The 21575-nt window shown below is 71.6% G+C and carries 18 protein-coding genes and 1 pseudogene; 11 read left to right on the top strand and 8 right to left on the bottom strand.

What is annotated here, in order from left to right; genetic code table 11:
* Nucleotides 1–2: 2 nt before the first annotated feature.
* From ACTWQE_RS09100 to glgX, 3 genes are read right to left on the bottom strand one after another with little or no spacing between them, the layout of a single operon-like run.
* Nucleotides 3–1967 (bottom strand): ABC transporter ATP-binding protein, encoded by a 1965-nt coding sequence (locus tag ACTWQE_RS09100; protein WP_443328326.1) that lies wholly within the window; start codon nucleotides 1965–1967, stop codon nucleotides 3–5.
* Nucleotides 1964–3973: an ABC transporter ATP-binding protein gene (locus ACTWQE_RS09095; RefSeq protein WP_443328325.1), complete on the bottom strand. Its 2010-nt coding sequence runs from the start codon at nucleotides 3971–3973 to the stop codon at nucleotides 1964–1966. The genes ACTWQE_RS09100 and ACTWQE_RS09095 overlap by 4 nt, the downstream gene beginning before the upstream one ends.
* Nucleotides 3974–4007: 34 nt before the next feature.
* Nucleotides 4008–6308 (bottom strand): glycogen debranching protein GlgX, encoded by a 2301-nt coding sequence (gene glgX / locus ACTWQE_RS09090; RefSeq protein ID WP_443328380.1) that lies wholly within the window; start codon nucleotides 6306–6308, stop codon nucleotides 4008–4010.
* A 242-nt stretch (nucleotides 6309–6550) separates the two neighbouring features.
* Here glgX and ACTWQE_RS09085 point away from each other — a divergent pair, with 242 nt between their 5' ends.
* From ACTWQE_RS09085 to ACTWQE_RS09065, 5 genes are all read left to right on the top strand, one after another.
* Entirely contained in the window at nucleotides 6551–7744 is a 1194-nt protein-coding gene (locus ACTWQE_RS09085; RefSeq protein WP_443328324.1) for an Ig-like domain-containing protein, read from the top strand.
* Between the two features lie 216 nt (nucleotides 7745–7960).
* A complete protein-coding gene (locus tag ACTWQE_RS09080; RefSeq protein WP_443328323.1) occupies nucleotides 7961–9214 on the top strand; it encodes a L,D-transpeptidase in 1254 nt (417 codons plus the stop codon).
* Between the two features lie 115 nt (nucleotides 9215–9329).
* A complete protein-coding gene (locus tag ACTWQE_RS09075; RefSeq protein ID WP_443328322.1) occupies nucleotides 9330–10097 on the top strand; it encodes an enoyl-CoA hydratase/isomerase family protein in 768 nt (255 codons plus the stop codon).
* A 278-nt stretch (nucleotides 10098–10375) separates the two neighbouring features.
* Nucleotides 10376–10879, top strand: coding sequence for an ATP-binding protein (locus ACTWQE_RS09070; protein ID WP_443328321.1), 504 nt, complete (start codon nucleotides 10376–10378; stop codon nucleotides 10877–10879).
* Between the two features lie 394 nt (nucleotides 10880–11273).
* Complete coding sequence (locus ACTWQE_RS09065) at nucleotides 11274–12461, top strand: YncE family protein (protein WP_443328320.1); 1188 nt, start codon at nucleotides 11274–11276, stop codon at nucleotides 12459–12461.
* Between the two features lie 89 nt (nucleotides 12462–12550).
* Here the strand turns inward: ACTWQE_RS09065 and ACTWQE_RS09060 are convergent.
* Nucleotides 12551–12667: pseudogene (locus tag ACTWQE_RS09060) on the bottom strand (GNAT family N-acetyltransferase); the annotation flags it as partial.
* A 125-nt stretch (nucleotides 12668–12792) separates the two neighbouring features.
* Here ACTWQE_RS09060 and ACTWQE_RS09055 point away from each other — a divergent pair.
* A complete protein-coding gene (locus ACTWQE_RS09055; RefSeq protein ID WP_443328319.1) occupies nucleotides 12793–13005 on the top strand; it encodes an EF-hand domain-containing protein in 213 nt (70 codons plus the stop codon).
* A gap of 75 nt (nucleotides 13006–13080) precedes the next feature.
* On the opposite strand, the gene ACTWQE_RS09050 is transcribed toward ACTWQE_RS09055, so the two are convergent.
* The 3 genes from ACTWQE_RS09050 to ACTWQE_RS09040 form a co-directional block, all read right to left on the bottom strand.
* Nucleotides 13081–13389: a hypothetical protein gene (locus tag ACTWQE_RS09050; protein WP_443328318.1), complete on the bottom strand. Its 309-nt coding sequence runs from the start codon at nucleotides 13387–13389 to the stop codon at nucleotides 13081–13083.
* Between the two features lie 177 nt (nucleotides 13390–13566).
* Complete coding sequence (locus ACTWQE_RS09045) at nucleotides 13567–14031, bottom strand: SRPBCC family protein (protein ID WP_443328317.1); 465 nt, start codon at nucleotides 14029–14031, stop codon at nucleotides 13567–13569.
* Between the two features lie 313 nt (nucleotides 14032–14344).
* Complete coding sequence (locus tag ACTWQE_RS09040; RefSeq protein ID WP_443328316.1) at nucleotides 14345–14854, bottom strand: MarR family winged helix-turn-helix transcriptional regulator; 510 nt, start codon at nucleotides 14852–14854, stop codon at nucleotides 14345–14347.
* A gap of 429 nt (nucleotides 14855–15283) precedes the next feature.
* Here ACTWQE_RS09040 and ACTWQE_RS09035 point away from each other — a divergent pair, with 429 nt between their 5' ends.
* The 5 genes from ACTWQE_RS09035 (at nucleotide 15284) to ACTWQE_RS09015 (ending at nucleotide 21016) form a co-directional block, all read left to right on the top strand.
* On the top strand, nucleotides 15284–16519 hold the full coding sequence (locus ACTWQE_RS09035; protein ID WP_443328315.1) for a PP2C family protein-serine/threonine phosphatase: 1236 nt from the start codon (nucleotides 15284–15286) through the stop codon (nucleotides 16517–16519).
* Nucleotides 16516–18204, top strand: a complete 1689-nt coding sequence (locus tag ACTWQE_RS09030) for a sensor histidine kinase (protein WP_443328314.1) — start codon at nucleotides 16516–16518, stop codon at nucleotides 18202–18204. Before ACTWQE_RS09035 ends, ACTWQE_RS09030 begins: the two co-directional genes overlap by 4 nt.
* Entirely contained in the window at nucleotides 18201–18644 is a 444-nt protein-coding gene (locus tag ACTWQE_RS09025; RefSeq protein WP_443328313.1) for a response regulator, read from the top strand. The genes ACTWQE_RS09030 and ACTWQE_RS09025 overlap by 4 nt, the downstream gene beginning before the upstream one ends.
* 196 nt (nucleotides 18645–18840) lie before the next feature.
* Nucleotides 18841–20013 carry a PP2C family protein-serine/threonine phosphatase gene (locus ACTWQE_RS09020; protein WP_443328312.1) on the top strand — a complete coding sequence of 391 codons (1173 nt, stop codon included), beginning with the start codon at nucleotides 18841–18843 and terminating at the stop codon, nucleotides 20011–20013.
* 97 nt (nucleotides 20014–20110) lie between these two features.
* A complete protein-coding gene (locus ACTWQE_RS09015) occupies nucleotides 20111–21016 on the top strand; it encodes a YihY/virulence factor BrkB family protein (RefSeq protein WP_443328311.1) in 906 nt (301 codons plus the stop codon).
* A 171-nt stretch (nucleotides 21017–21187) separates the two neighbouring features.
* Here ACTWQE_RS09015 and ACTWQE_RS09010 read toward each other — a convergent pair whose 3' ends face one another.
* Nucleotides 21188–21478: a response regulator transcription factor gene (locus tag ACTWQE_RS09010; RefSeq protein ID WP_443328310.1), complete on the bottom strand. Its 291-nt coding sequence runs from the start codon at nucleotides 21476–21478 to the stop codon at nucleotides 21188–21190.
* Nucleotides 21479–21575 lie beyond the last annotated feature (97 nt).

Below are 21575 nucleotides of genomic sequence, written 5' to 3'. Positions count from 1 at the left end.
CGTCAGCGTCGGACGAGGCTGTCACGCCATGCCTGATGGAGGGAGGCGAAGGCGCCGCGGTCCCGGACGAGTTCGTCCGGAGTGCCGTCCTCGACGATCCTGCCCCCCGACATCACCAGCACCCGGTCGGCGATCTCGACCGTCGAGAGACGGTGGGCGATGACCACGGCCGTGCGACCGCGCAGCACCGTGCGCATCGCGCGCTGTACGGCCTGCTCGCCGGGGATGTCCAGCGAGGAGGTCGCCTCGTCGAGAATCAGCACGCCCGGGTCGGCGAGCAGCGCGCGGGCGAAGGCCACGAGCTGCCGCTGTCCCGCCGAGATGCGCCCGCCCCGCTTGCGTACGTCCGTGTCGTAGCCGTCCGGGAGAGCGGTGATGAAGTCGTGCGCGCCGATCGCCTCGGCCGCCCGCTCGATGTCCTCGCGGGTCGCGTCGGGGCGGCCGATCGCGATGTTCTCCGCGACGGTGCCCGAGAAGAGGAAGGCCTCCTGCGTCACCATCACCACCCCGCGGCGCAGCTCCGGAGCGGCCAGCTCCCGCAGGTCCACCCCGTCGAGCAGGATGCGGCCCTCGGTGGGGTCGTAGAGGCGGGCGAGAAGCTTCGCGAGGGTGGACTTGCCCGCCCCCGTGGAGCCCACGACCGCCACGGTCCGTCCGGCGGCGAGCGTGAGCCCGAACCGCGGCAGCACCTCGCCGCCCGTACGGTAGGCGAAGCGCACGCCCTCGAAGACCACCTCGCGGCCGGGGGCGTCCGGTGACCTGCCCGGGAGGGAGCACGGGACGTCCGGCTCGGGTACGGAGGGCCGCTGGGCGAGCAGACCCGCGATCTTCTCCAGTGACGCGGCCGCCGACTGGTAGGAGTTGAGGAACATCCCCAGCCGGTCGATGGGGTCGTACAGCCGCCGCAGATAGAGCACGGACGCGGCGAGCACGCCCAGCTCGAGACCGCCGGAGGCGACCCGGTACGCACCCCACAGGACGATCGCGGCGACAGCGGCGTTGGCGACGAGCCGGGAGCAGACCACGTAACGGGCCATCTCCAGGATCGCGTCCCCGTTGGCCCGCTGGTGCCGGTGGTTGAGCTTCCCGAACTCCTCGTCGTTGGCGTGCTCGCGCCGGAACGCCTGCACCGGACGGATGCCGTTCATCGTCTCCGCGAACTTCACGATGACCGCCGCGATGGCGGTGGACCGCTTCCGGTAGACGAGCATCGACCGCCGCTGGAAGGAGCGTACGAGCAGATACAGCGGGCCGAAGGAGAGCACCGCGGCCGTGCCGAGGCCCCAGTCGAGATAGAGCAGCAGCCCCGAGATGTAGACCACCGACAGGCCCACTCCGAGCAGCTCCTCCAGACCCTCGTTGAGCAGCTCGCGCAGCGATTCGACGTCGCTGGTGGCGCGGGAGATGAGCCGCCCGGAGGTGTAGCGCTCGTGGAAGTCCACGCTCAGGGCCTGGGCGTGACGGAAGATCCGGCCCCGGAGGTCGAGCAGCACCTCCTGGCTGACCCGTGCGGAGGCGCGGACGAAGGCGTACTGGAGCACGCCGGAGGCGAGCGAGGCGAGGAGATACGCGGCAGCGACCGCGGTCAGCGGCCCGTAGTCGTCCCGTCGGAGCGCCGGTACGGCCCGGTCGATGGCGACCGCCACCAGCAGCGGACCGGCCTGGACCATGGCCTGCTGCAGCAGGAGGAGCAGTGCGGCGGCCCGGACCCGCCCGCGGTGGGGACGCAGCAGGGAGAGCAGCAGGGAGCGGGGCGCGCCCCGGGGCGCGGGCAGAACGTCGCGGTCGAACGGGTCTTCCCGGGGTGGATCGCCCCCCAGTGGATCGCTGTGCGGCGGTCCGTCCCGCGGCGGATCGGTCTGCGGCGGGCCGTCCCGGTGCGGGCCGTCCTCGTGCGGGCCCCGGCTGTCCGCGGGGCGGCCCCGGTCGTCCTCTCCGCGCGGCCGGTCCGAAGCCGTGGTCGTCATCGCGGGGAACTCCCTTCGGTCGCGGGCCGGCCGGGGGCGGTGCGGTGCTCCGGGGCAGGACCCGGCGCGGATGGCGTGGCGTCCGGGGCAGCGGCGGGCTCGTCGCCCGACATCAGCGCCCGGTAATCCGCGTTGGCGTGCAGCAGTTCGTGATGGGTGCCGACGGCGGTGATCCGGCCGTCCGACAGCAGCGCCACCCGGTCGGCGAGCAGCACGGTGGAGGGGCGGTGCGCGACGACGAGCGCGGTGGTCGTCGCCAGCACCTGCCGCAGAGCCGCCTCCACCAGCGCTTCCGTATGCACATCCAGCGCGGACAGCGGGTCGTCGAGAATGAGGAAGCGCGGTCGCCCGACCACCGCCCGGGCGAGGGCCAGACGTTGGCGCTGCCCGCCGGACAGGCTCAGGCCCTGCTCGCCGACCTGGGTGTGCACACCCTGGGGGAGGCCGTGGACGAAGTCCGCCTGGGAGATCTCCAGAGCCCGCAGCAGGTCCGTCTCCCCGGCGGCGCCGGCTCCCATGGCGACGTTCTCCCCGGCGGTCGCGGAGAAGAGGGTCGGCTCCTCGAAGGCCACGCTGACCAGCTCGCGCAGCCGGGCGCGGGGCATCGCGGCGATGTCGTCGCCGTCCAGGGTGATCCGCCCGCCCGTCAGTTCGTGGAGCCGGGGTACGAGCGCGGTAAGGGTGGTCTTGCCGGAGCCGGTGCCGCCGACCAGGGCCATGGTCTCCCCGGACCGGATGTGCAGATCGACCCCGCGCAGGGTGGGTGCGGCGTCCGGGGGAGCGTCGGGATAGCGGAACTCGACGCCCTCGAAGCGCAGGCCGCCCTCCGCGTCCGCGTCCGCGTCGCCCTGGCCGTAACCCCGGTCATCCGTGTCCGTGGCGCCCCGGCTGTAACCCCGGTTCGTGTCCGTGGTGCCCCGGCCGTAACCCCGGTCCGGGGCCTGGGCGGACGCGGGCGGATCCCGCTGCTCCGGGGCGTCCAGGACCTCGAAGAAACGCTGGGTCGCCGTTGCGGAATCCTGGCTCATCGCGATGAGGAAGCCCATCGACTCCACCGGCCAGCGCAGCGCCAGCGCCGTGGACAGGAACGCCACCAGCGTCCCGGCCGACAGCGCCCCGTCCGCGACCCGGACGGTGCCCAGCACCAGCGCCGTGCCGATCGCGACCTCCGGTAGCGTCAGAATGAGCGCCCACAGCGCGGCGAGCAGCCGCGCCTTGTGCAGCTCCGTCTCCCGCAGCTCCCGGGAGAGCGACCGGAAGGCGCGCGCCTGGCTCCGGTGGCGGCCGAAGCCCTTGATGATCCGGATGCCGAGCACGCCCTCCTCGACGACCGTGGTCAGATCACCCACCTGGTCCTGGGCGGTGCGCGCGGCGACCGAGTAGCGCGCCTCGAACCAGGAACACAGGATCAGCAGCGGCACGACCGGGGCGAGCAGCACCAGCCCGAGCGTCCAATCCTGGTCGAGCAGGATCGCGAACCCCACCAGGATCGTGGTGGTGTTGACGAGCAGAAAGGTCAGGGGGAAGGCCAGGAACATCCGCAGCAGCTGGAGGTCCGTGGTGGCCCGGGAGAGCAGTTGGCCCGAGGGCCAGCGGTCGTGGAAGGCGACCGGCAGCCGCTGGAGATGCCGGTACAGGGCGGCGCGCATGGTGGCCTCGACCGAGGCGAGCGGGCGCGCCACCAGCCACCGGCGCAGCCCGAAGAGACCGGCCTCCGCGATCCCGAGCAGCAGGAGATACGCGCCCGCGAGCCAGACCCCGCCCGGCTCCCGCGCCGCCACCGGTCCGTCCACCATCCACTTCAGGACCAGCGGAATGACCAGCCCGATGCAGGAGGCGACGATCGCCACGAAGGCCGCCGTGAACAGCCGCACCCGTACGGGGCGTACGAACGGCCAGAGCCGTAAGAGCGAGCGGACGGCGGAGCGTTCCACGCCGGCGCCGGCGCCCGGTGCGGACGCCGGCTCGTCTCCCGACTCGGGGGTCGCGGTGCTCGTGGCAGTCATCACGAGTGAGACTACGGTTCGGCACTGACATCCTTCATCCGGTTTCTGAGCCGGACGGCGGTCCGCCCGACGGGTGGTGCACGACCCGGAACAGGACCACGGACCGCGCGGGCAGCAGGAACGGGGACCCCGCCGCATGCCTGGTCCCCGGCGGCTCCGACTGGTCCTCCCGCGCGGTGTCCACCAGCAGTTCGTACGCCGCGGCCCACGGCGGTCCCGGCAGCGGGAAGCGCCCCGGCTCGGGATCCGCGTGCAGCACGGCCAGAAAGCTGTCGTCCGTGACCGGTGAGCCCCGCTCGTCCCGTTGCGGGAGATCACGGCCCGAGAGGTACATGCCGAGAGTCGCGGTCGGGGCGTACCAGTCGGACTCGGTCATCTCCCGGCCGTCCGCAGTGAACCACGCCAGGTCCCGCAGCCCGTCCGGCCCCTGCGGCCGGCCCGAGAAGAAGGCGCGGCGCCGCAGCACCGGATGGGCGTGGCGCAGCGCGATCAGCCGGGAGCACAGCTCGGTGAGGGCCCGCCAGCCGGGATCCGCCGGCAGCGACCAGTCCACCCACCCGGTCTCGTTGTCCTGGCAGTACGCGTTGTTGTTGCCGCCCTGCGTCCGGCCCAGCTCGTCGCCCGCCACCAGCATGGGCACGCCGGTGGACAGCAGCAGGGTGGTGAGCAGATTGCGCAGCTGGCGGCGGCGCAGGGCGAGCACCGCGGGATCGTCCGTGGGGCCCTCCGCACCGCAGTTCCAGGCCCGGTTGTCATCCGTGCCGTCGCGGTTGCCCTCGCCGTTCGCCTCGTTGTGCTTGCGTTCGTAACTCACCAGGTCGCGCAGGGTGAAGCCGTCATGGGCGGTGACGAAGTTGACGGAGGCGTACGGGCGGCGGCCGCCCCAGGCGTACAGGTCGCTGGAGCCGGCCAGCCGGTAGCCGAGGTCGCGTACGTCCGGGAGCGCGCCGCGCCAGAAGTCGCGCACCGCGTCGCGGTAGCGGTCGTTCCACTCCGTCCACAGCGGGGGGAACGCCCCGACCTGGTAGCCGCCGGAGCCGACGTCCCACGGCTCGGCGATCAGTTTGACCCGGCGCAGGACGGGGTCCTGGGCGATCACGGCGAGGAAGGGGGAGAGCATGTCCACGTCGTGCATCGAACGGGCGAGCGCGGCGGCCAGGTCGAAGCGGAAGCCGTCGACGCCCATCTCGGTCACCCAGTAGCGCAGCGAGTCGGTGATCAGCCGCAGCACGTTGGGCTGCACGACATGGAGGGTGTTGCCGCAGCCGGTGTAGTCGGCGTAACGGCGCGGGTCCTGCTGCAGCCGGTAGTAGCCGCGGTTGTCGACACCGCGCAGGGAGAGGGTGGGGCCCAGCTCACCGGCCTCGGCCGTGTGGTTGTAGACGACGTCCAGGATCACCTCGATCCCGGCCGCGTGCAGCGCCCGCACCATCCGTTTGAACTCCCCGACCTGCTGGCCGCCCGTCCCGGAGGCGGAGTACGCCGCGTGCGGGGCGAAGTAGCCGATGGAGTTGTAGCCCCAGTAGTTGCGCAGACCCCGGCGCAGCAGATGGTCCTCGTGTGCGAACTGCTGCACCGGCAGCAGCTCCACGGCCGTGACCCCGAGCCGGGTCAGATGCCCGATCGCGGCCGGGTGCGCGAGACCGGCATAGGTGCCGCGCAGCCGCTCCGGAATGCCGGGGTGGCGCATGGTGAAGCCGCGGACGTGCAGCTCGTAGATGACCGAGTCGGCCCAGGGGATCTTGGGCCGGTGGTCGTCGGACCAGTCGTCGTCGTCGCACACGACGACGCCCTTGGGCACATACGGAGCCGAGTCGCGGTCGTCGCGCACGGTGTCCGCGACATGCTGCTGCGGCCAGTCCCGTACGTGCCCGTACACCTCGGGCGGGAGCGCGCCCCAACTGGGCTCCTCGTCCCCGCGGCCGTCGCTCCGGGGGGCGGTCCGGCTGCCTCCGAAGTCCCCGTCGACGGCCCGGGCGTAGGGGTCGAGCAGCAGTTTGGCGGGATTCCAGCGGGCGCCGGTCCACGGGTCCCAGCGGCCGTGCACCCGGAAGCCGTACCGCTGCCCGGGGTGCACGCCGGGCACGAAGCCGTGCCAGATCTCATGGGTGAGCTCGCCCAGCGGACAGCGTGTCTCGGTGCCGTCCGCGTCGAAGAGACACAGGTCCACGGCCTCGGCCCCGCCTGCCCACAGCGCGAAGTTCGTCCCCGCCGTACCGTCGGAGGCGACCCGGAACCGCGCGCCGAGCGGTTGCGGACTGCCCGGCCGGACCGGCCGGGGAGGTGCCGCGCCGTCACGGGCGGGCCGTCCGGTGGCCGGCGCGGTTCTCCGTATGTCCGTGCGGACGCCGTTCGCCTCCGTACTGGCGGCGGCCTCGTCCCGTACGTCCTCCTGCTCGGGTGCGCTCACGTGGCAGCCTCCCGCGGCTCGTCGGCCGATCGGCCCGGCGGTCCCGCGGTGTCCCTTCCGGGGGCCTCCGGCCTCTGGTCCTGCCCCTGTTCTGCCCGCTGGGAGCCCCGCCCTCACGTTTCCCTCGCGGGGGTGTGATCGTTGGGTTCCGCGTGAGAGTGCAGTTGATGCGTGTACGGCGCGCAGGGGCAGGACTCGCCATGGCGGCGACGCTGGCCGCGATGGCCGGTTGCGGCATGTCCGGGACCGCGCTCAGGGGACGGCCGCTGCCGCCGGAGCGTGCCCTCATCAGCGTGACCCCGTTGGACGGCTCCCGTGGTGTACGGCCCGCCTCCCCGCTCCGGGTGTCGGTGTCCGAGGGCCGGCTGGAGCGGGTCCGGGTCGTCCGGGTGGGGGACGCCCGCGACCGGCCGGTCGCGGGGCGCATCAGCCAGGACGGGCTGCGCTGGCGGCCGTTGGACGGCAGGCTCCGGCTGCGGGGCAGATACACCGTGGACGCGGTGGCGGTCGACGGCCACGGCCGCCGCACCGCGCGGCACACGACCTTCACCACATTCGTGCCCCGGCACCGCTTCATCGGCTACTACCGGCCCGAGCACCGCTCCCTCGTCGGCACCGGCATGATCGTCTCGTTCGAGTTCAACCGGCCCATCGTCCACCGGGCGGCCGTCGAACGCGGCATCCGGGTCACCGCCCGCCCGCGGGTGCCGGTCGCCGCGCACTGGTTCGGGAACCAGCGCCTCGACTTCCGGCCCCGTACGTACTGGAAGCCGGGCACCGAGGTCTCGGTACGGATGCGGCTGCGCGATGTGCAGGGCGGCCCCGGGGTGTTCGGGGTCCAGCACAAGACGATGCGCTTCACCGTGGCGCGAAGTCAGCTCAGCATCCTGGACGCCGCCGCCCACACGCTGACGGTGTGGCGCGACGGCAGGCGCTGGGCGACGCTGCCGGCCACCGCGGGCGAGCCGAGCAGTCCCACCTACAACGGAAAGATGGTGGTGATGGAACGGCACGAGGTGACCCGGATGAACGGGGACACGGTCGGCTTCGGCGGCGAGTACGACATCGAGGACGTGCCGCACGCGATGCGGCTGACCACCTCGGGGACGTTTCTGCACGGCAACTACTGGGCCCCGCCGAACACCTTCGGGGTGGCCAACACCAGCCACGGCTGCATCGCGCTGCGCGATGTACGGGGCGGCCGGGCCCCGACGCCCGCGCGCTGGTTCTACGAGAACTCCCTGATCGGCGATGTCGTGGAGGTGGTGCGCAGCACCGACCGCACGGTGGCGCCGGACAACGGCCTCGGCGGCTGGAACATGTCCTGGGGCCAGTGGCGGGCGGGCTCCGCCCTGCGCTGACCCACCCGCCGATCCACCCGGCCGCACCGGTCCCGGCCCCGTCCGGCCGCACCGTGTCCGCGCTCCGGTTCCCCTGACGTACTTGGGACTGATCCGTGACGTTCAGGGGGAGTTCTCTCCTACAGCGGTGTGGTTATCTATCGGCGTGCGCGCTGGTGTTCGCGCGCCGGGGGAAGCGGCCGGGCCGTGCGGGCGGACCGGCGAGGGGAGATCCATGTGAACGTACAGCCGATATCGGGGGCGCCGCGGGGACGGCGGATTCGGCAGGGGGGCAAGGCTCTGCTCGCTGCGGTGAGCGGGGCCTTGCTGCTGACGGTCACCGCGTGCGGCGGGGGCGGGGGCTCCGGTGCCGGTGACGGCAAGAGCGATGGGGGCACAGGGGGCGGGGTCGACACCAAGGCGTCCCGGGCCGTCGTCGAGGTCACCCCGAAGGACGGCGCCGACGACGTCGTGACCACCGGTGCCCTCGAGGTGACCGCCGACAAGGGCAGACTCACCTCCGTCAAGGTCCAGGACGACAAGGGCAACACGGTGGCCGGGAAGATCACCGAGGGCGGTGCCCTCTGGAAACCGGCCGGGCACCTGGCCGCCTCCACCACGTACACGGTGGACGCGGTCGCCCAGGACTCCGAGGGCCGGGAGTCCGCCAAGCACACCAGCTTCACCACGCTGGTGCCGAAGAACACCTTCGTGGGCCACTTCACCCCGGAGAACGGCGCCGAGGTCGGGGTGGGCATGCCGGTGTCGATCCGCTTCAGCCGGGGCATCACCGACCCCGGCGCCGTCGAGAGGGCCATCAAGGTCACGGCCTCGCCGGCGGTGCCGATCGAGGGGCACTGGTTCGGCAACGACCGCCTGGACTTCCGGCCCGAGAAGTACTGGGCGGCGGGCACCGAGGTGAAGCTCAGCCTGAACCTCGACGGGGTCGAGGGCCGCCCCGGCGTGTACGGCAAGCAGGTGAAGGACGTGAGGTTCACCGTGGGCCGCAGCCAGGTGAGCACCGTCGACGCCAAGAAGAAGACGATGACCGTCGAGCGTGACGGCAAGGTCGTCAAGACCGTTCCGATCACCGCCGGCGCCCCGGCCACCACCACGTACAACGGCCAGATGGTGATCAGCGAGAAGTACCAGGTGACCCGGATGAACGGGGACACCGTGGGCTTCGGTGACGACTACGACATCAAGGACGTGCCGCACGCGATGCGGCTGAGCACCTCGGGCACCTTCATCCATGGCAACTACTGGGCGGGGAAGTCGACGTTCGGCAGTGTCAACGCCAGCCATGGCTGTGTCGGTCTGTTCGATGTGCGGGGCGGGGGCGACAACAAGACCCCGGCCGCCTGGTTCTTCAAGAACTCGCTCCTCGGCGATGTCGTGATCGTGAAGAACTCGCACGACAAGCAGATCCAGCCGGACAACGGACTCAACGGCTGGAACATGGACTGGGACGAGTGGAAGGCGGAGCAGTAGCCGCCACGACGCGGTGACCCGGCCCGGCGCCGTTGTGACGAACGGCACCGGGTCCGGCGTCACCTCGGCCTTTCCGGGGGGAGACCCCTGGATGTCCGGCGACTAACCTGCGGGCATGACTGTGCATCTCGAGGTCGCCGACGGCGTCGGCACCATCCGTCTCGACCGCCCGCCGATGAACGCGCTGGACATCGCGACCCAGGACCGGCTGCGTGAGCTCGCCGGGGAGGCGACCCGCCGCGACGACGTCCGCGCCGTGGTCCTGTGGGGCGGCGAGAAGGTGTTCGCGGCCGGCGCGGACATCAAGGAGATGCAGGCCATGGACCACGCCGCCATGGTGGCCCGGTCCCGTGACCTGCAGGACTCCTTCACCGCCGTCGCGCGCATCCCCAAGCCCGTGGTGGCCGCGGTCACCGGCTACGCCCTGGGCGGCGGCTGTGAGTTGGCGCTCTGCGCCGACATCCGGATCGCCGCGGAGAACGCCAAGCTCGGCCAGCCGGAGATCCTGCTCGGGCTGATCCCGGGCGCGGGCGGCACCCAGCGGCTGTCCCGGCTCGTCGGCCCGTCCAAGGCCAAGGACCTCATCTTCACCGGCCGCCAGGTGAAGGCCGACGAGGCGCTGGCCATCGGCCTGGTGGACCGGGTGGTGCCGGCCGCCGAGGTGTACGAGCAGGCGCACGCCTGGGCCGCGAGGCTCGCGCAGGGGCCGGCCATCGCGCTGCGGGCCGCGAAGGAGTCGATCGACGTCGGGCTGGAGACGGATATCGACTCCGGGCTGGCCGTCGAACGGAGCTGGTTCGCGGGACTGTTCGCCACCGAGGACCGGGAGACCGGCATGCGCAGCTTCGTCGAGGAGGGTCCGGGGAAGGCCAAGTTCCGCTGAAGTGCGGCTGGTTCCAGGGGAGTTGGGTCTCCCGCCCGGTGTCGCCGGTTGACCCGTGCGGGGGAATCTGCCAAACCTTAAATCAGTCTTAAGCATGCCGGTGCCGAAACACGTGGCGATCACTTGTGTGCGCTGTGTCATCGCAGGTCGAACGGGCGACGGGCGCCGTCTGCTGCCATTGGCATATGACGTCGGCGGCCTGCGGAGCCAGGGGTTCCACCGAACGTAATCCCCTGGTTCCGCCACGTGAGGCTGTGCGGGCGGCCATGATGGTGGGCATGGCGGGCCTCGAGGGAGTAGATCAGCCGCGGCGGCGCACCAGCACGGCCGCCGGGCGGTGGGTGCCGTCCGTCGAGGACGAACAGGCGCTCAGAGTGCTCGAACTCTTCGGCGATCCGGCTGTCGAGGAAGTGCGGCTCCCCTCGCGTCCCGAATCCGCCGGTACGGCCCGCCGGCTGGCCCAGTCGGTCGTGCTGCGCCAGTGGGGGCTCTCCGCCCAGCTCGCCGAACATGTCGTGCTGCTCGTCTCCGAGCTGGTCGGCAACGCCGTCCGCCACACCGGGGCCCGTACGTTCGGGCTGCGGATGCTGCGCCGCCGCGGCTGGATCCGGGTCGAGGTCCGTGACCCCTCGCGCGCCCTGCCCTGTCTGATGCCGGTTCACGAACTCGACACCAGCGGCCGCGGCCTGTTCCTCGTGGACAAGCTCTCCGAGCGGTGGGGGGTCGACCTGCTGCCCCGGGGCAAGACGACCTGGTTCGAGATGCGGGTCACCGACCGCTGACCGTCCGCCGCTTCCGTGGGGAGTGCATAAGGACATAAGAGAGGTCCCCACTCGTCGTCGTGTGACGAAGCCGGGGACCTCCGGGTTCCCGCCGCGGAGCGTGTGGCCGCGGGGGCGAACGACCTGACCCGGGTCGGTGGGGGCCGCGTCGCTGATGACTATGGCAGACAGGGTGCCGCCCAACCAAAGGGGCATATCCGTGCATCAACCGTCGTAAGCCATAGCATCCCCATTGATCCTCAGTGAGCTGTGTCACCTGCCTCGTAAACGCCGGGCAAACGGTGGGCAGTTCGCTGGATTCCTTGATCGCTCAGGGTGGGGCGGCCGAGACACGTGCGTACGTCCAATCCGGTCAATAGCGGGCTTAACGCATCGTCTGGCCTTCAATGGCCCGGTGAGATCCACTACCGCCCGCGCCGTCGCGCTGCTCGCCGCCGCTCTCCTCGCCGCCGCCTCCGGCTGCTCCTCGGGTTCCTCCGACCGCACCGAGGTCGACGGCACCCACGGCACCCACCTCCGGCCGCCGGGCGGCTCCCCCCGCGCCGTCCCGGCCGGTCTGCCCGGTATGCCGCCGGTGCTCGACCCCAAGGACGTCTACGCGGCCGACCGCCCGGGCCGGCTGTCCCCGGTCGTGAAGGACTTCCCGTCGCGGGTGTACGTGCCGAACACCAACTCCGACACGGTCTCGGTCATCGACCCCAGGACGTACAAGGTCATCGACACCATCGACGTCGGCGTCCAGCCGCAGCATGTCGTCCCGTCCTGGGATCTGAAGACGCTGTGGGTCAACAACAACCGCGGCCACACGCTGACCCCCATCGACCCGGCCACAGGCAAGGCGGGCAAGCCGGTCAAGGTCCACGACCCGTACAACCTCTACTTCACGCCCGACGGCAAGTACGCCGTCGTGATGGCCTCCCTCGACCGCGAGCTGGTCTTCCGCGACCCGCACACCATGGCCGTCAAGAAGACCGTCCCGGTCTCCTGCTACGGCGTCAACCACGCCGACTTCTCGGCCGACGGGCGCTACTTCATCGTGTCCTGTGAGTTCTCCGGTGAACTTCTCAAGGTCGACACCGAGAAGATGAAGGTCATCGGCCAGCAGAGACTCCCCTTCAAGGGCGCCATGCCGCAGGACGTCAAGATCTCACCGGACGGCAGGACCTGGTACATCGCCGACATGATGGCTCATGGCGTATGGGTCCTCGACGGCGACCGGTTCACCACCCCGAAGCTGCTGCGCACGGGCGAGGGGGCACACGGCCTCTATGTGAGCCGGGATTCCCGGTCGATGTACATCTCCAACCGCGACGAGGGCACCATCTCCCTCCTCGACTTCCCCAGCGGCAAGCTGACGAAGAAGTGGGAACTGCCGGACGGCGGAAGCCCGGACATGGGCGGAGTCTCGGCCGACGGCAAGGTGCTGTGGCTCTCGGGCCGTTACGACGACGAGGTGTACGCGATCGACACCCGGACCGGAAAGCAGCTCGCCCGCGTCCCGGTGGGCGGCGGACCGCACGGCCTCGCGGTGTATCCGCAGCCGGGCCGCTACTCCCTGGGCCACACGGGGATCTTCCGCTGATCCACCGTCCCAAGCCGAGCCCGGTCCTGAGTCACCGTCCGGGCCGGGCCCGTCCTGAGTCATCGTCCCAAGCCGGGCCCGGTCCTGAGTCACCGTGGGCCGGAGCCTGGCTGCCCGGGCGGCAGCAGCCGCGCCTCGGCGCCGACCGGGCGGTAACCGGCAGCCTGGAACGCCCGTACGCGCGCGGCGTTCCCGGGCGCATGCCGGCCCGCCCAGGCGAGGGCCGGACACCGGAGTGTCCTTCACGACAGGGACGACAGCTCTCGGGGTCCCCGTGAACCAAGCCGATAATGTGTGCGCATCAAGCAGGCAACACCGAAGGGGTGGACCAGTGGCGGACATCGAGGCGGCGCGGCGCGCGTTCGAGCGGTACGACCTCAACAAGGACGGGCTGATCTCGGCCGCCGAGTACAAGAGCGTGATGGCCCAGCTGGGTGACCCGTTCGTCACCGAGACCGTGGCCCAGGCCGTGATCAACAGCGCGGACGGCGACGGCGACGGTCTGCTCTCCTTCGATGAGTTCTGGGCCATCCAGCAGGCCTGACCCGGCAGGCCCGACCCGGCAGGACCCGGCATGACCCGGCAGGCCCGACCCCCGGCCCGGCACGGGACGGCCCGGTCAGTGCAGCCCGTGCCGCCGCGTACTCGCCCGCCGTCTGCGGTCGTTGCACAGCAGGCAGGCGCCGTAGCCCGGCGGCAACGGGTCCTCCGGGTCCTCGAACAGCGGATCCACGGCGCCACGCGGGTGCTCGGAGCACCCCGTGGCGCCGTGGTCCTCCGACAGGGAACCGGCGGCGGCCAGCGCCTGCCGGAGGGCGGCCACGAGCCGGCCGGCCTCCGGGCCGGACGGAGTGGTCCCCAGGCCGGATGCGATGTCCGACGCGGCGCCGAGTGCGGTACGGAGTTCGCGCAGGGCTGCGTAGCTCATGGTCCGGAGCGTAGGCGGGGCCACTGACATTGATATGGGTAGGCAGGTTCTGGTGGTCGTGGCTCTGCCTCAGTGCGGGTCCGCCGGACAGGAGGGACCCGGTTGCCCTTGCGGGCCCACGTGCCCTTGCGGGCCCGTGTGCCGATGTGGGGCCACCGACAGTCCGCCCCCACCCCCTCAGGGCGTGGAGCGCTCCACGCTCGCGGCGACCTCCGCGAGATCCTTCTCGATCGACTGGCGTACCGTCTTGGCGCCCAGCCCGCCGAAGACCTTGGCGAGCATCCCCGCGACGCCGCTGTACGGGGTGGCCGTGAACGCCATCCGTACGGTCGTCGCGTCCTGATCCTCGGGTGTCAGCGTGAAGTCCGACACGTAGTGCGCCCCGCGGGAGTCGGCCTCGACCACGAAGTGCTCGGGCTCCTCGCACGCGGTGACGAGCATCTCCTCGGTGGCCTCCTTCCCGAGCATCCGCCGCGTCTCGCGCCACCGGGTGCCTTCCGTGAAGGGTCCGGGAGTGAGCACCTCCACCCGCTCCACACCGCTGAGGATGCTCGGTGCCGACTCGAGGTCGGTGAGCGCCTCCCACACCCGTGCGACGGGCGCCGCGACCCGCCGCTCGACGACGACCTCCGTAGCAGCCATGGACCTCTCCTGACGCCGACCTCCCGCATCACCACCCTGGCACCGGGCCGGGGGCTCCGCTACTCGACCGGCTCCCCGGAGGGGGAACCAGGCTCGTCGCGGAGGCTGCCGGCGCCGCCGGAGGAGGCGACTCCGGAAAATACTTTCTATTTGACAACTGTGCCCGGAAGACAACAATCTTGTTTCCCGTCCGACGTCATCCCGGGATGCTTGCTCCCGCGTCGGTACGACGCCGACCGAGAAGCGATCGAGAGGTGGAGGCGGTGACAGGCCAGCCGAGTCCACGGTCGTACCGGTCCATGGACCGCGGCGGTCAGGCCGACCGCGCGTCGTTGTCCGTCCTCCCGCCGCCCTGGGCGGACGAGGTCTCCTCGATCGCTGTCCGGAACCCCGCCAGCCCCTCGACCAGTGCCTTCCGGGCGCCCGGGGACATGTCCGCGATGGCGGTGAGCAACGCGTCCTCGCGGCGTGTCCGGAGGTCACGGAGATACGCCTTTCCCCTGCCGGTCAGCCACAGTTCGAGCTCTCGCCGGCTCACCGGGCTCGGGGACCGCTCGACGAATCCCAGCGCTTGGAGCCGGTCGCAGAGGCGGCTCACGGAGGACGGCGCCGAGCCCAGCACCTCCCCGAGCGTACGGAGGTTGATGCCCTCGTCGCGGTCCAGGATGTACAGCACCCGCAGCTGCGAGGACGAGACGGGGCCGGCGGACGCCGCATCACGGCCCCGTTCCCACAGGACCTCGAGCAGCTCGATCACCTCACCGGCGGCGTGAGCGGCATCGCGAGCTCGTCGTGGCGGTGGTGCGGGATTCACGCCCTTCACTCTGGCACTCCGGGACAGCCTTGTCAGCCGTCGGGGAGCCGAGCCGGGTCCGCCCCCGCCGCACGGTGCTCCCGAGAGAGCGGTCGCCGCACGGCGGACAGCCGCGCGGCCGCGCAGCGCGCTCCGCGCGGCGCCGCAGGCCATGGGCCCCGGGACGTGTCCTCCACCACACCGCGGAAGCGCCGCGCGGCGCCGGTTGCGGGGCCCGGCGCCGCGGGCCCGCCCGGCGACCGGTGCGGCGGGCCGTGAGACCGGAACAGCCGCACTCGGAGCGGCGCGCGACATGGATAGTGTGGCGCACGGACAACGGGCCGCGCTCCGGTGCGCCGGGCGTCGGTCCGCTGTCCGCGCGCCCTGTCGTGGAGGGACATCGGTGGTCGACGGGCTCCGCCGGGAGACCCCGCGACAGAGTGTGGGGGTGGTGACGGCATGGCCGAGCTGACAGTCCACGTCCCGGGCGAGGAGCCCGCGGCGGACAACCACGGCGAGCTGGTGGTGCTGCTGGTCGAGGACGATCCGGGCGACGCGCTGCTGGTGGAGGAGCTCCTGGCCGACAGCGCTCTCCCGGCCCGGCTGCAGTGGGTCCAGTCCATCGGCGACGCATGCGGGGCGCTCAAGGCCGGCCGACCCCACTGCGTACTGCTGGACCTGCATCTGCCGGACGCCCAGGGCCTCGCCGGACTCGCACGTGTCCTGCGGACCTCGCCTCACACTCCCGTGGTGGTCCTGACCGGGCTGGCCGAGGAGGACTCGGGACTGGCGGCCGTCGCCGCGGGGGCGCAGGACTACCTGGTCAAGGGCAGGGTGGAACCTGATCTGTTCGGGCGTACGCTCCGGTACTCGATCCAGCGGAAGCAGGCCGAGCGGGCGGCCGCGGCGCTGCGGGAGGAGCGGCTACGGGCGCAGGAGAACGCCCGGCTGGAGCGCGGACTGCTGCCCTCACCGCTGCTGGCGGACACCGATGTCGAGGTGGTGGCCCGGTACCGGCCCGGCCGCGCCCAGGCGCTGCTCGGCGGGGACTTCTACGACGTGGTGCAGGCCGGTGACGGTGTCGTGCACGCGGTGATAGGCGATGTCTCCGGCCATGGCCCGGACGAGGCCGCGCTCGGGGTGTGCCTGCGCATCGCCTGGCGCACCCTGGTGCTCTCGGGTGTGACCGGCCCGGAGCTGCTGCGGCAGCTGGAGCGGATTCTGACGGCCGAACGGTCGCATCCCGAGCTGTTCGCCACCGTGAGCACCCTGGCCCTGGAACCGGTGCGGCGCCGGGTCCAGGTGATGCGCGCCGGCCATCCGGGTCTGCTGCTGCGCAGCATGTCGGGCGCGCGCGGATCCGAGCCGCTCGTCGACCTGGTGGAGCCCGCGTTCGGGCCCGCGCTGGGGCTGCTCCCGGGGGTGGCCGACTGGTCGGAGGAGGAGCTGAGGCTGCCCGGGACCGGAGCTCTGGTGCTGTTCACCGACGGGCTGTTCGAGGGCCGTACCGCCGCGACCGGCTCGGCGCGCCTGGGGGAGGACGGGCTGACCGCTCTGGCCCGCACCCATGCCCATCTGCCCGGTCCGCGCTTCGTGGACGCCGTGATCTCCGGCGTCGAATCGATAGCCGCCCCGGGCGGTGGTCTCGCCGACGACGTCGCCGTCGTGCACCTGGAATGGGGCGAGGCACGATGAGCGCTCAGGAACCGGTCCCCGCCGGCCCGGCCACCCGTCCTCGGCACAACCCGCGCCGGCTGCACCAGCGGCTCACGGTGCAGCGGTGGATCCATCTCCTCGTCGCGGCCATGGCCGTGCTCGTCCTCTGCTGCGCCGGTGCGGGCGCCGCGCTGATGAACCGGACGAGCGACGCGACCGACCGGCTGGTCGACCGGGTCACGCCCGCGCGGGCGCAGACCCTCCGTCTGCAGGCCGCGCTGCTGGACCAGGAGACCGGGGTCCGCGGCTATCTGCTCACCCGTGACCGGCAGTTCCTGCTCCCCTACGAGCGCGGCAGGGCGGCCGAACGGACGACGGCCGAGGAGGTCCGGTCGCTGATCGCCGGAGAGCCCCGGCTCAGCCGTGACCTGGCCGCCGTCCGCGCGGCGGCGCGCGACTGGCGTCAGGACCAGGCCGAGCCGCTCATCGCCGCCGTCGACGGGAAGAACCCGCCGGACCGCGACCGGTTCGAGGAGAGCAAGAAGGACTTCGACCGGATCCGCGCCCTCTTCACCATCCAGAACCGGCACCTGGACCAGGAGCGGGCGGCCACGAGAGCCGAGGTCGAGCGGGCCCGGACGGTACGCGACTACGCGTTCGTCGCCATGCTCGCCGTGTTCCTGCTGTGCGGGGTGGCCCTGGCCGTGCTGATGCACTTCGCTGTCGCCCGGCCCCTGAGCGCGCTGCGCGCCGCCTCCCGCCGGGTGTCGGACGGTGACTTCGACCACCGCATCCCCGCCCAGGGCCCACGGGACATCAACGAGGTCGGCCAGGTCGTCGAGGAGATGCGCCGACGCGTCGTCGAGGAGCTGGCGACCTCGCGCGCACAGCAGAAGCAGCTGGCCCGCCAGGCCGCGGACCTGGACGCACAGACGGTCGAACTGCGCCGTTCGAACGCCGAGCTCGAGCAGTTCGCCTATGTCGCCTCCCACGACCTGCAGGAGCCGCTGCGGAAGGTCGCCTCCTTCTGTCAGCTGATAGAGAAGCGCTACGGCGACAAGCTGGACGAGCGGGGTGGCCAGTACATCGCCTTCGCCGTCGACGGCGCCAAGCGCATGCAGATCCTCATCAACGATCTGCTCACCTTCTCCCGCGTGGGGCGGCTCAACGACGCCCGCGAGACCCTGGGGCTGGACGCGGCCCTGGATGAGGGCCTGGCCAACATCTCCGCCTCCGTGGAGGAGTCCGGCGCGGCCGTCGAGCGGCCCGGCACACTCCCGGAGCTGACGGGTGACCCCACCCTGCTGGCCATGCTGTGGCAGAACCTGGTCGGCAATGCGATCAAGTTCCGCCATCCGGACCGGGCCCCCCGGGTGCGCATCACCTGCGAGCCCGGTGAGAAGGACGGCACCTGGCAGTTCGCGGTCGCCGACAACGGCATCGGCATCCCGGAGGAGTTCGCGGAGAAGGTGTTCGTGATCTTCCAGCGGCTGCATGGCCGGGACACCTACAGCGGGACCGGCATCGGCCTCGCCCTGTGCAAGAAGATCGTCGAGTACCACGGCGGTCACATCTGGGTCGACACCAGCGCCGACCAGGGCACTCGCGTCTGCTTCACCCTCTCGGCCCCCGTCGCCGCACCTGCGTCGGCCTCGGACGCGGCCTCGGCCGCCGCCGGTGAGCCGGCCGGCTCCGCCCCGCCTCCGGAAGGAACCCGTCCATGACTCCCGCCCCCGCCCAGCCGATCGAAGTCCTGCTCGTGGAGGACGACCCCGGCGACGAGTTGATGACCCGCGAGGCCTTCGCGGACAACAAGATCGGCAATACCCTGCATGTGGTGCGCGACGGTCTGGAAGCGCTGGACTTCCTCTACCAACGGGGGGAGTACGCCGACGCACCCCGCCCCGATCTGATCCTGCTGGACCTGAACCTGCCCAAGTACGACGGCCGGCAGGTCCTGGAGCGCATCAAGTCCGACGCCGAGCTGAGCCATGTCCCCGTGGTGGTCCTGACCACCTCCTCGGCCGAGGAGGACATTCTGCGCAGCTACAAGCTCCACGCCAACGCCTATGTCACCAAGCCCGTCGATCTCGACCAGTTCATTGCCGCGATCCGGCAGATCGACAAGTTCTTCGTCACCGTCGTCAAGCTGCCCAGCCGCTGAGGCGCTGCCCCTGAGGCGGAGCCCGGGGGCCGTACCCCGGCGGCACCGGGAGAGGAGGCGGCGCCCGTGCCGGGGCCGTCCCACGGGCCCCGTGAGCTGGGCAGACCGGGGCCGGGCCGACGGCGCAGCGGGGGAAGAAACCGGCCGGTCCTCCTACGATGGGCCTTCTCCCACCCCTGACGGGAAGCAGGATGACGTGGACCGACTCACGGCCCTCGAACGCGAGCTGCGCACCGCCTCCCCGCACACGCTGCCCGATGTCGTCGCGGCGGCCCTGCGGGACCGCTGCGCCGCGACACAGGTCGAGCTGCGCATGGCGGACTACAGCCTGACCACGCTCCAGGCCGTCGAACGCGTACCGCTCACCACCGAACCGGTGCCCGTCCACGACAGTCCTCAGGGGCGCGCCTTCGGGGCCCAGGAACCGTACGTCACCTCGGACCCGGGCCCCGGCACGGTGACGGTCCACCTCCCGGTCACCGTCCGGGGGGACCGTACGGGTGTGCTGTCCGTGACCCTGCCCGAGGACCGGTACACCCAGGGGCTGCTGCCCGAGATGCAGTACCTCTGCGAGGCCCTCGGGCACGAGATCCTTGTCGCCGACCGCGACACGGACCTCTACCTGCTGGCACGCCGCGCCGCGCGGCTCACCCTCGCCGCGGAGATGCAGTGGCAGCTGCTGCCCGGCCACTCCTGCTCACGCCCGGAGTTCTCCCTCGGGGCCCATCTGGAACCCGCGTACGCGATCTTCGGTGACAACTACGACTGGTCCGCCTCCGCCGACCATCTGACCCTGACCCTCCTCAATGGCATGGGGGAGGGCAGTGAGGCCGCACTGCTGACCAACCTCACCGTCAACGCGCTGCGCAATGCCCGGCGCGCGGGCCTGGGCATCGCGGACCAGGCAGCTCTGGCCGACCAGGCGGTGTACGCCCATTACCGGGGCGACGCCCATGTGTCGGTCCTCCTGCTGCGCTTCGCTCTCGCCACCGGTGCCGTGGAGGTCGTGGACGCCGGCTCCCCGCACCTGTGGCGGCTGCGGAACGGCAGCGTCGAGGCTGTCACCTTCGACGCCCAGCTTCCCCTCGGCATGTTCGAGGACACCGTGTACACCGCCGAGCCCTTCCGGGTACGCCCCGGCGACCGCCTCCTGTTCGGCAGCGACGGCGTCTACGACACCCTCTCCCCGGCCGGTGAGCACTACGGCGAACGGGCCCTGGCGCGTTCCCTCGCCGCCAACAGGCTCCTGCCACCGCCGCAGGTGCCCCGGGCCGTACTGCGCGAGCTCGCCGGCTACCGGGCCGACACCCCGCTGGAGGACGACGCCCTGGTGGTCTGCCTGGACTGGTACGGGCGCGCGGGCTCATGAGGGGACGCCGCGCGGGAAGAAGGACCACGACAGCGGAAGAGCGGGTGAGCGGCAATGGGCAGGGACGACAGCCGAACGGGCCTGAACCGGGCGCGACGTGAGCGGTGACCGGGGGACCGTGGCGGACGACCGGGAGGCCCCCGCACCGGCCCCGGACCCGCACGGTCTGCCCGCTTACGGGGACTGTCTGACCGCGCTGCGCCGGACGCCGGTGTCGGTCTGGAACGAGGACGTGACCGACTGGGCGGCCGCGCTCACCTACTACGCGGTCCTCGCCGTCTTCCCCACGCTGCTCGTCACCGTCTCGCTCATCGGGATCGCGGACACCTCGGCGACCCAGGACCTCATCGGCAGTGTGGCCGCCGTTGTCCCGGGCGAGTCGCGCGCCGTCATCCAGCACACCCTGCAGGACATGGCGGCCCAGAGCTCCGCCGCCTGGCTGCTGATCGTCTTCGGGACGATCGGTGCGCTGTGGTCCGCGTCCAGCTATCTCGCCGTCTTCCGCCGCGCCCTGCACGCCATGCACGGTGTGGAGGACCACCGTCCGGTGTGGCGGACGGCGCCGCGGATCGTGATCACCGCGCTCGTGCTGCTGGCCCTCCTCGTCTCCAGCGTGCTCGTGCTGGTGCTCACCGGGGAGGCGGCCCGTCCCGTCGGGGATTTCCTGGGGATGGACGGGGCGGCCGTCACCGCGTGGAACGCGGTGAAGTGGCCGCTGCTGGTGTGCCTGGTGGCCGTACTCGTGCTGGTGCTGTTCCGCTCGGGCCCCGCCGAGACGCGCGGCGTGCGGCGCAGGGCACTCGGCGGCATGCTCGCCGTGCTCCTGTGGGTCCTGGCCTCGGCGGGATTCGCCCTTTACTCCTCGCACGTCGGTACGTACAGCCGGCTGTACGGCTCGCTGGCCGGGATCGTCGTCTTCCTGGTGTGGCTGTGGGTCTCGCATCTGGCGCTGCTGACAGGTGCCCAGTTCAACGCGGAGCTGGCCAAACTCCACCGCCGCTGAGCGGCTCCGCTCCGCCCGGTGGGGAAGACGCACCGGCACATGCCGCGCCGCCCCGCCTGTCGCGCCGCTGTGTCTGCCGCGCCACCGGTCCGCCGGTACCTGGCAGGCGGGTCCCGGTGCCGGCCTTCCCGCGGAGGCCGGCACCGGGCGCGAGCACCGTACGCGGTTGTTCTATGTCCGTCCCGCGGGGAGACACGGTGCGAGTTCGGTGACCGCACACCGGTCCCGGCTCACGACGGGACCGGCGGAGGAGGACGAGGAGAACGAGGAGGACGAGGAACCGGCAAGACCGGACCTATGGGCGAACACGACGGCCTGCACACGATCGCGGAGTTCGAGCTTCTGCAACATGTGCGAGATGTGGGACTTCACCGTGGCGGAACTGACGGTGAGTGAGGCAGCCATGTCCGCGGTGGTCAGACCCTGGGCTAACCTCGCGCTTTCATGAGCGTGCTCGTCCATGCCTTGATCAAATAAGCGGAGAGTGCTCCTGACCTGCAACGATGGGACTTGTCTAGGGTCCTGTTGGCTGCACGGAAAGAAGCACTCTCCAGGTGAG

Source organism: Streptomyces sp. 8N706 (genome assembly GCF_052245415.1).
Classification (GTDB): domain Bacteria; phylum Actinomycetota; class Actinomycetes; order Streptomycetales; family Streptomycetaceae; genus Streptomyces.
The sequence above is the reverse complement of the archived record's forward strand: the minus strand, read 5'-3'. Positions and strand labels throughout refer to the sequence as shown.

Excerpts from the sequence above, each read along its gene's own strand:
- ACTWQE_RS09100 (WP_443328326.1), bottom strand. The coding sequence starts at position 1,967 with ATGACGACCACGGCTTCGGACCGGCCGCGCGGAGAGGACGACCGGGGC.
- ACTWQE_RS09095 (WP_443328325.1), bottom strand. The coding sequence starts at position 3,973 with ATGACTGCCACGAGCACCGCGACCCCCGAGTCGGGAGACGAGCCGGCG.
- ACTWQE_RS09085 (WP_443328324.1), top strand. The coding sequence starts at position 6,551 with ATGCGTGTACGGCGCGCAGGGGCAGGACTCGCCATGGCGGCGACGCTG.
- ACTWQE_RS09075 (WP_443328322.1), top strand. The coding sequence starts at position 9,330 with ATGACTGTGCATCTCGAGGTCGCCGACGGCGTCGGCACCATCCGTCTC.
- ACTWQE_RS09070 (WP_443328321.1), top strand. The coding sequence starts at position 10,376 with ATGGCGGGCCTCGAGGGAGTAGATCAGCCGCGGCGGCGCACCAGCACG.
- ACTWQE_RS09050 (WP_443328318.1), bottom strand. The coding sequence starts at position 13,389 with ATGAGCTACGCAGCCCTGCGCGAACTCCGTACCGCACTCGGCGCCGCG.
- ACTWQE_RS09045 (WP_443328317.1), bottom strand. The coding sequence starts at position 14,031 with ATGGCTGCTACGGAGGTCGTCGTCGAGCGGCGGGTCGCGGCGCCCGTC.
- ACTWQE_RS09035 (WP_443328315.1), top strand. The coding sequence starts at position 15,284 with ATGGCCGAGCTGACAGTCCACGTCCCGGGCGAGGAGCCCGCGGCGGAC.
- ACTWQE_RS09030 (WP_443328314.1), top strand. The coding sequence starts at position 16,516 with ATGAGCGCTCAGGAACCGGTCCCCGCCGGCCCGGCCACCCGTCCTCGG.
- ACTWQE_RS09025 (WP_443328313.1), top strand. The coding sequence starts at position 18,201 with ATGACTCCCGCCCCCGCCCAGCCGATCGAAGTCCTGCTCGTGGAGGAC.
- ACTWQE_RS09010 (WP_443328310.1), bottom strand. The coding sequence starts at position 21,478 with ATGGACGAGCACGCTCATGAAAGCGCGAGGTTAGCCCAGGGTCTGACC.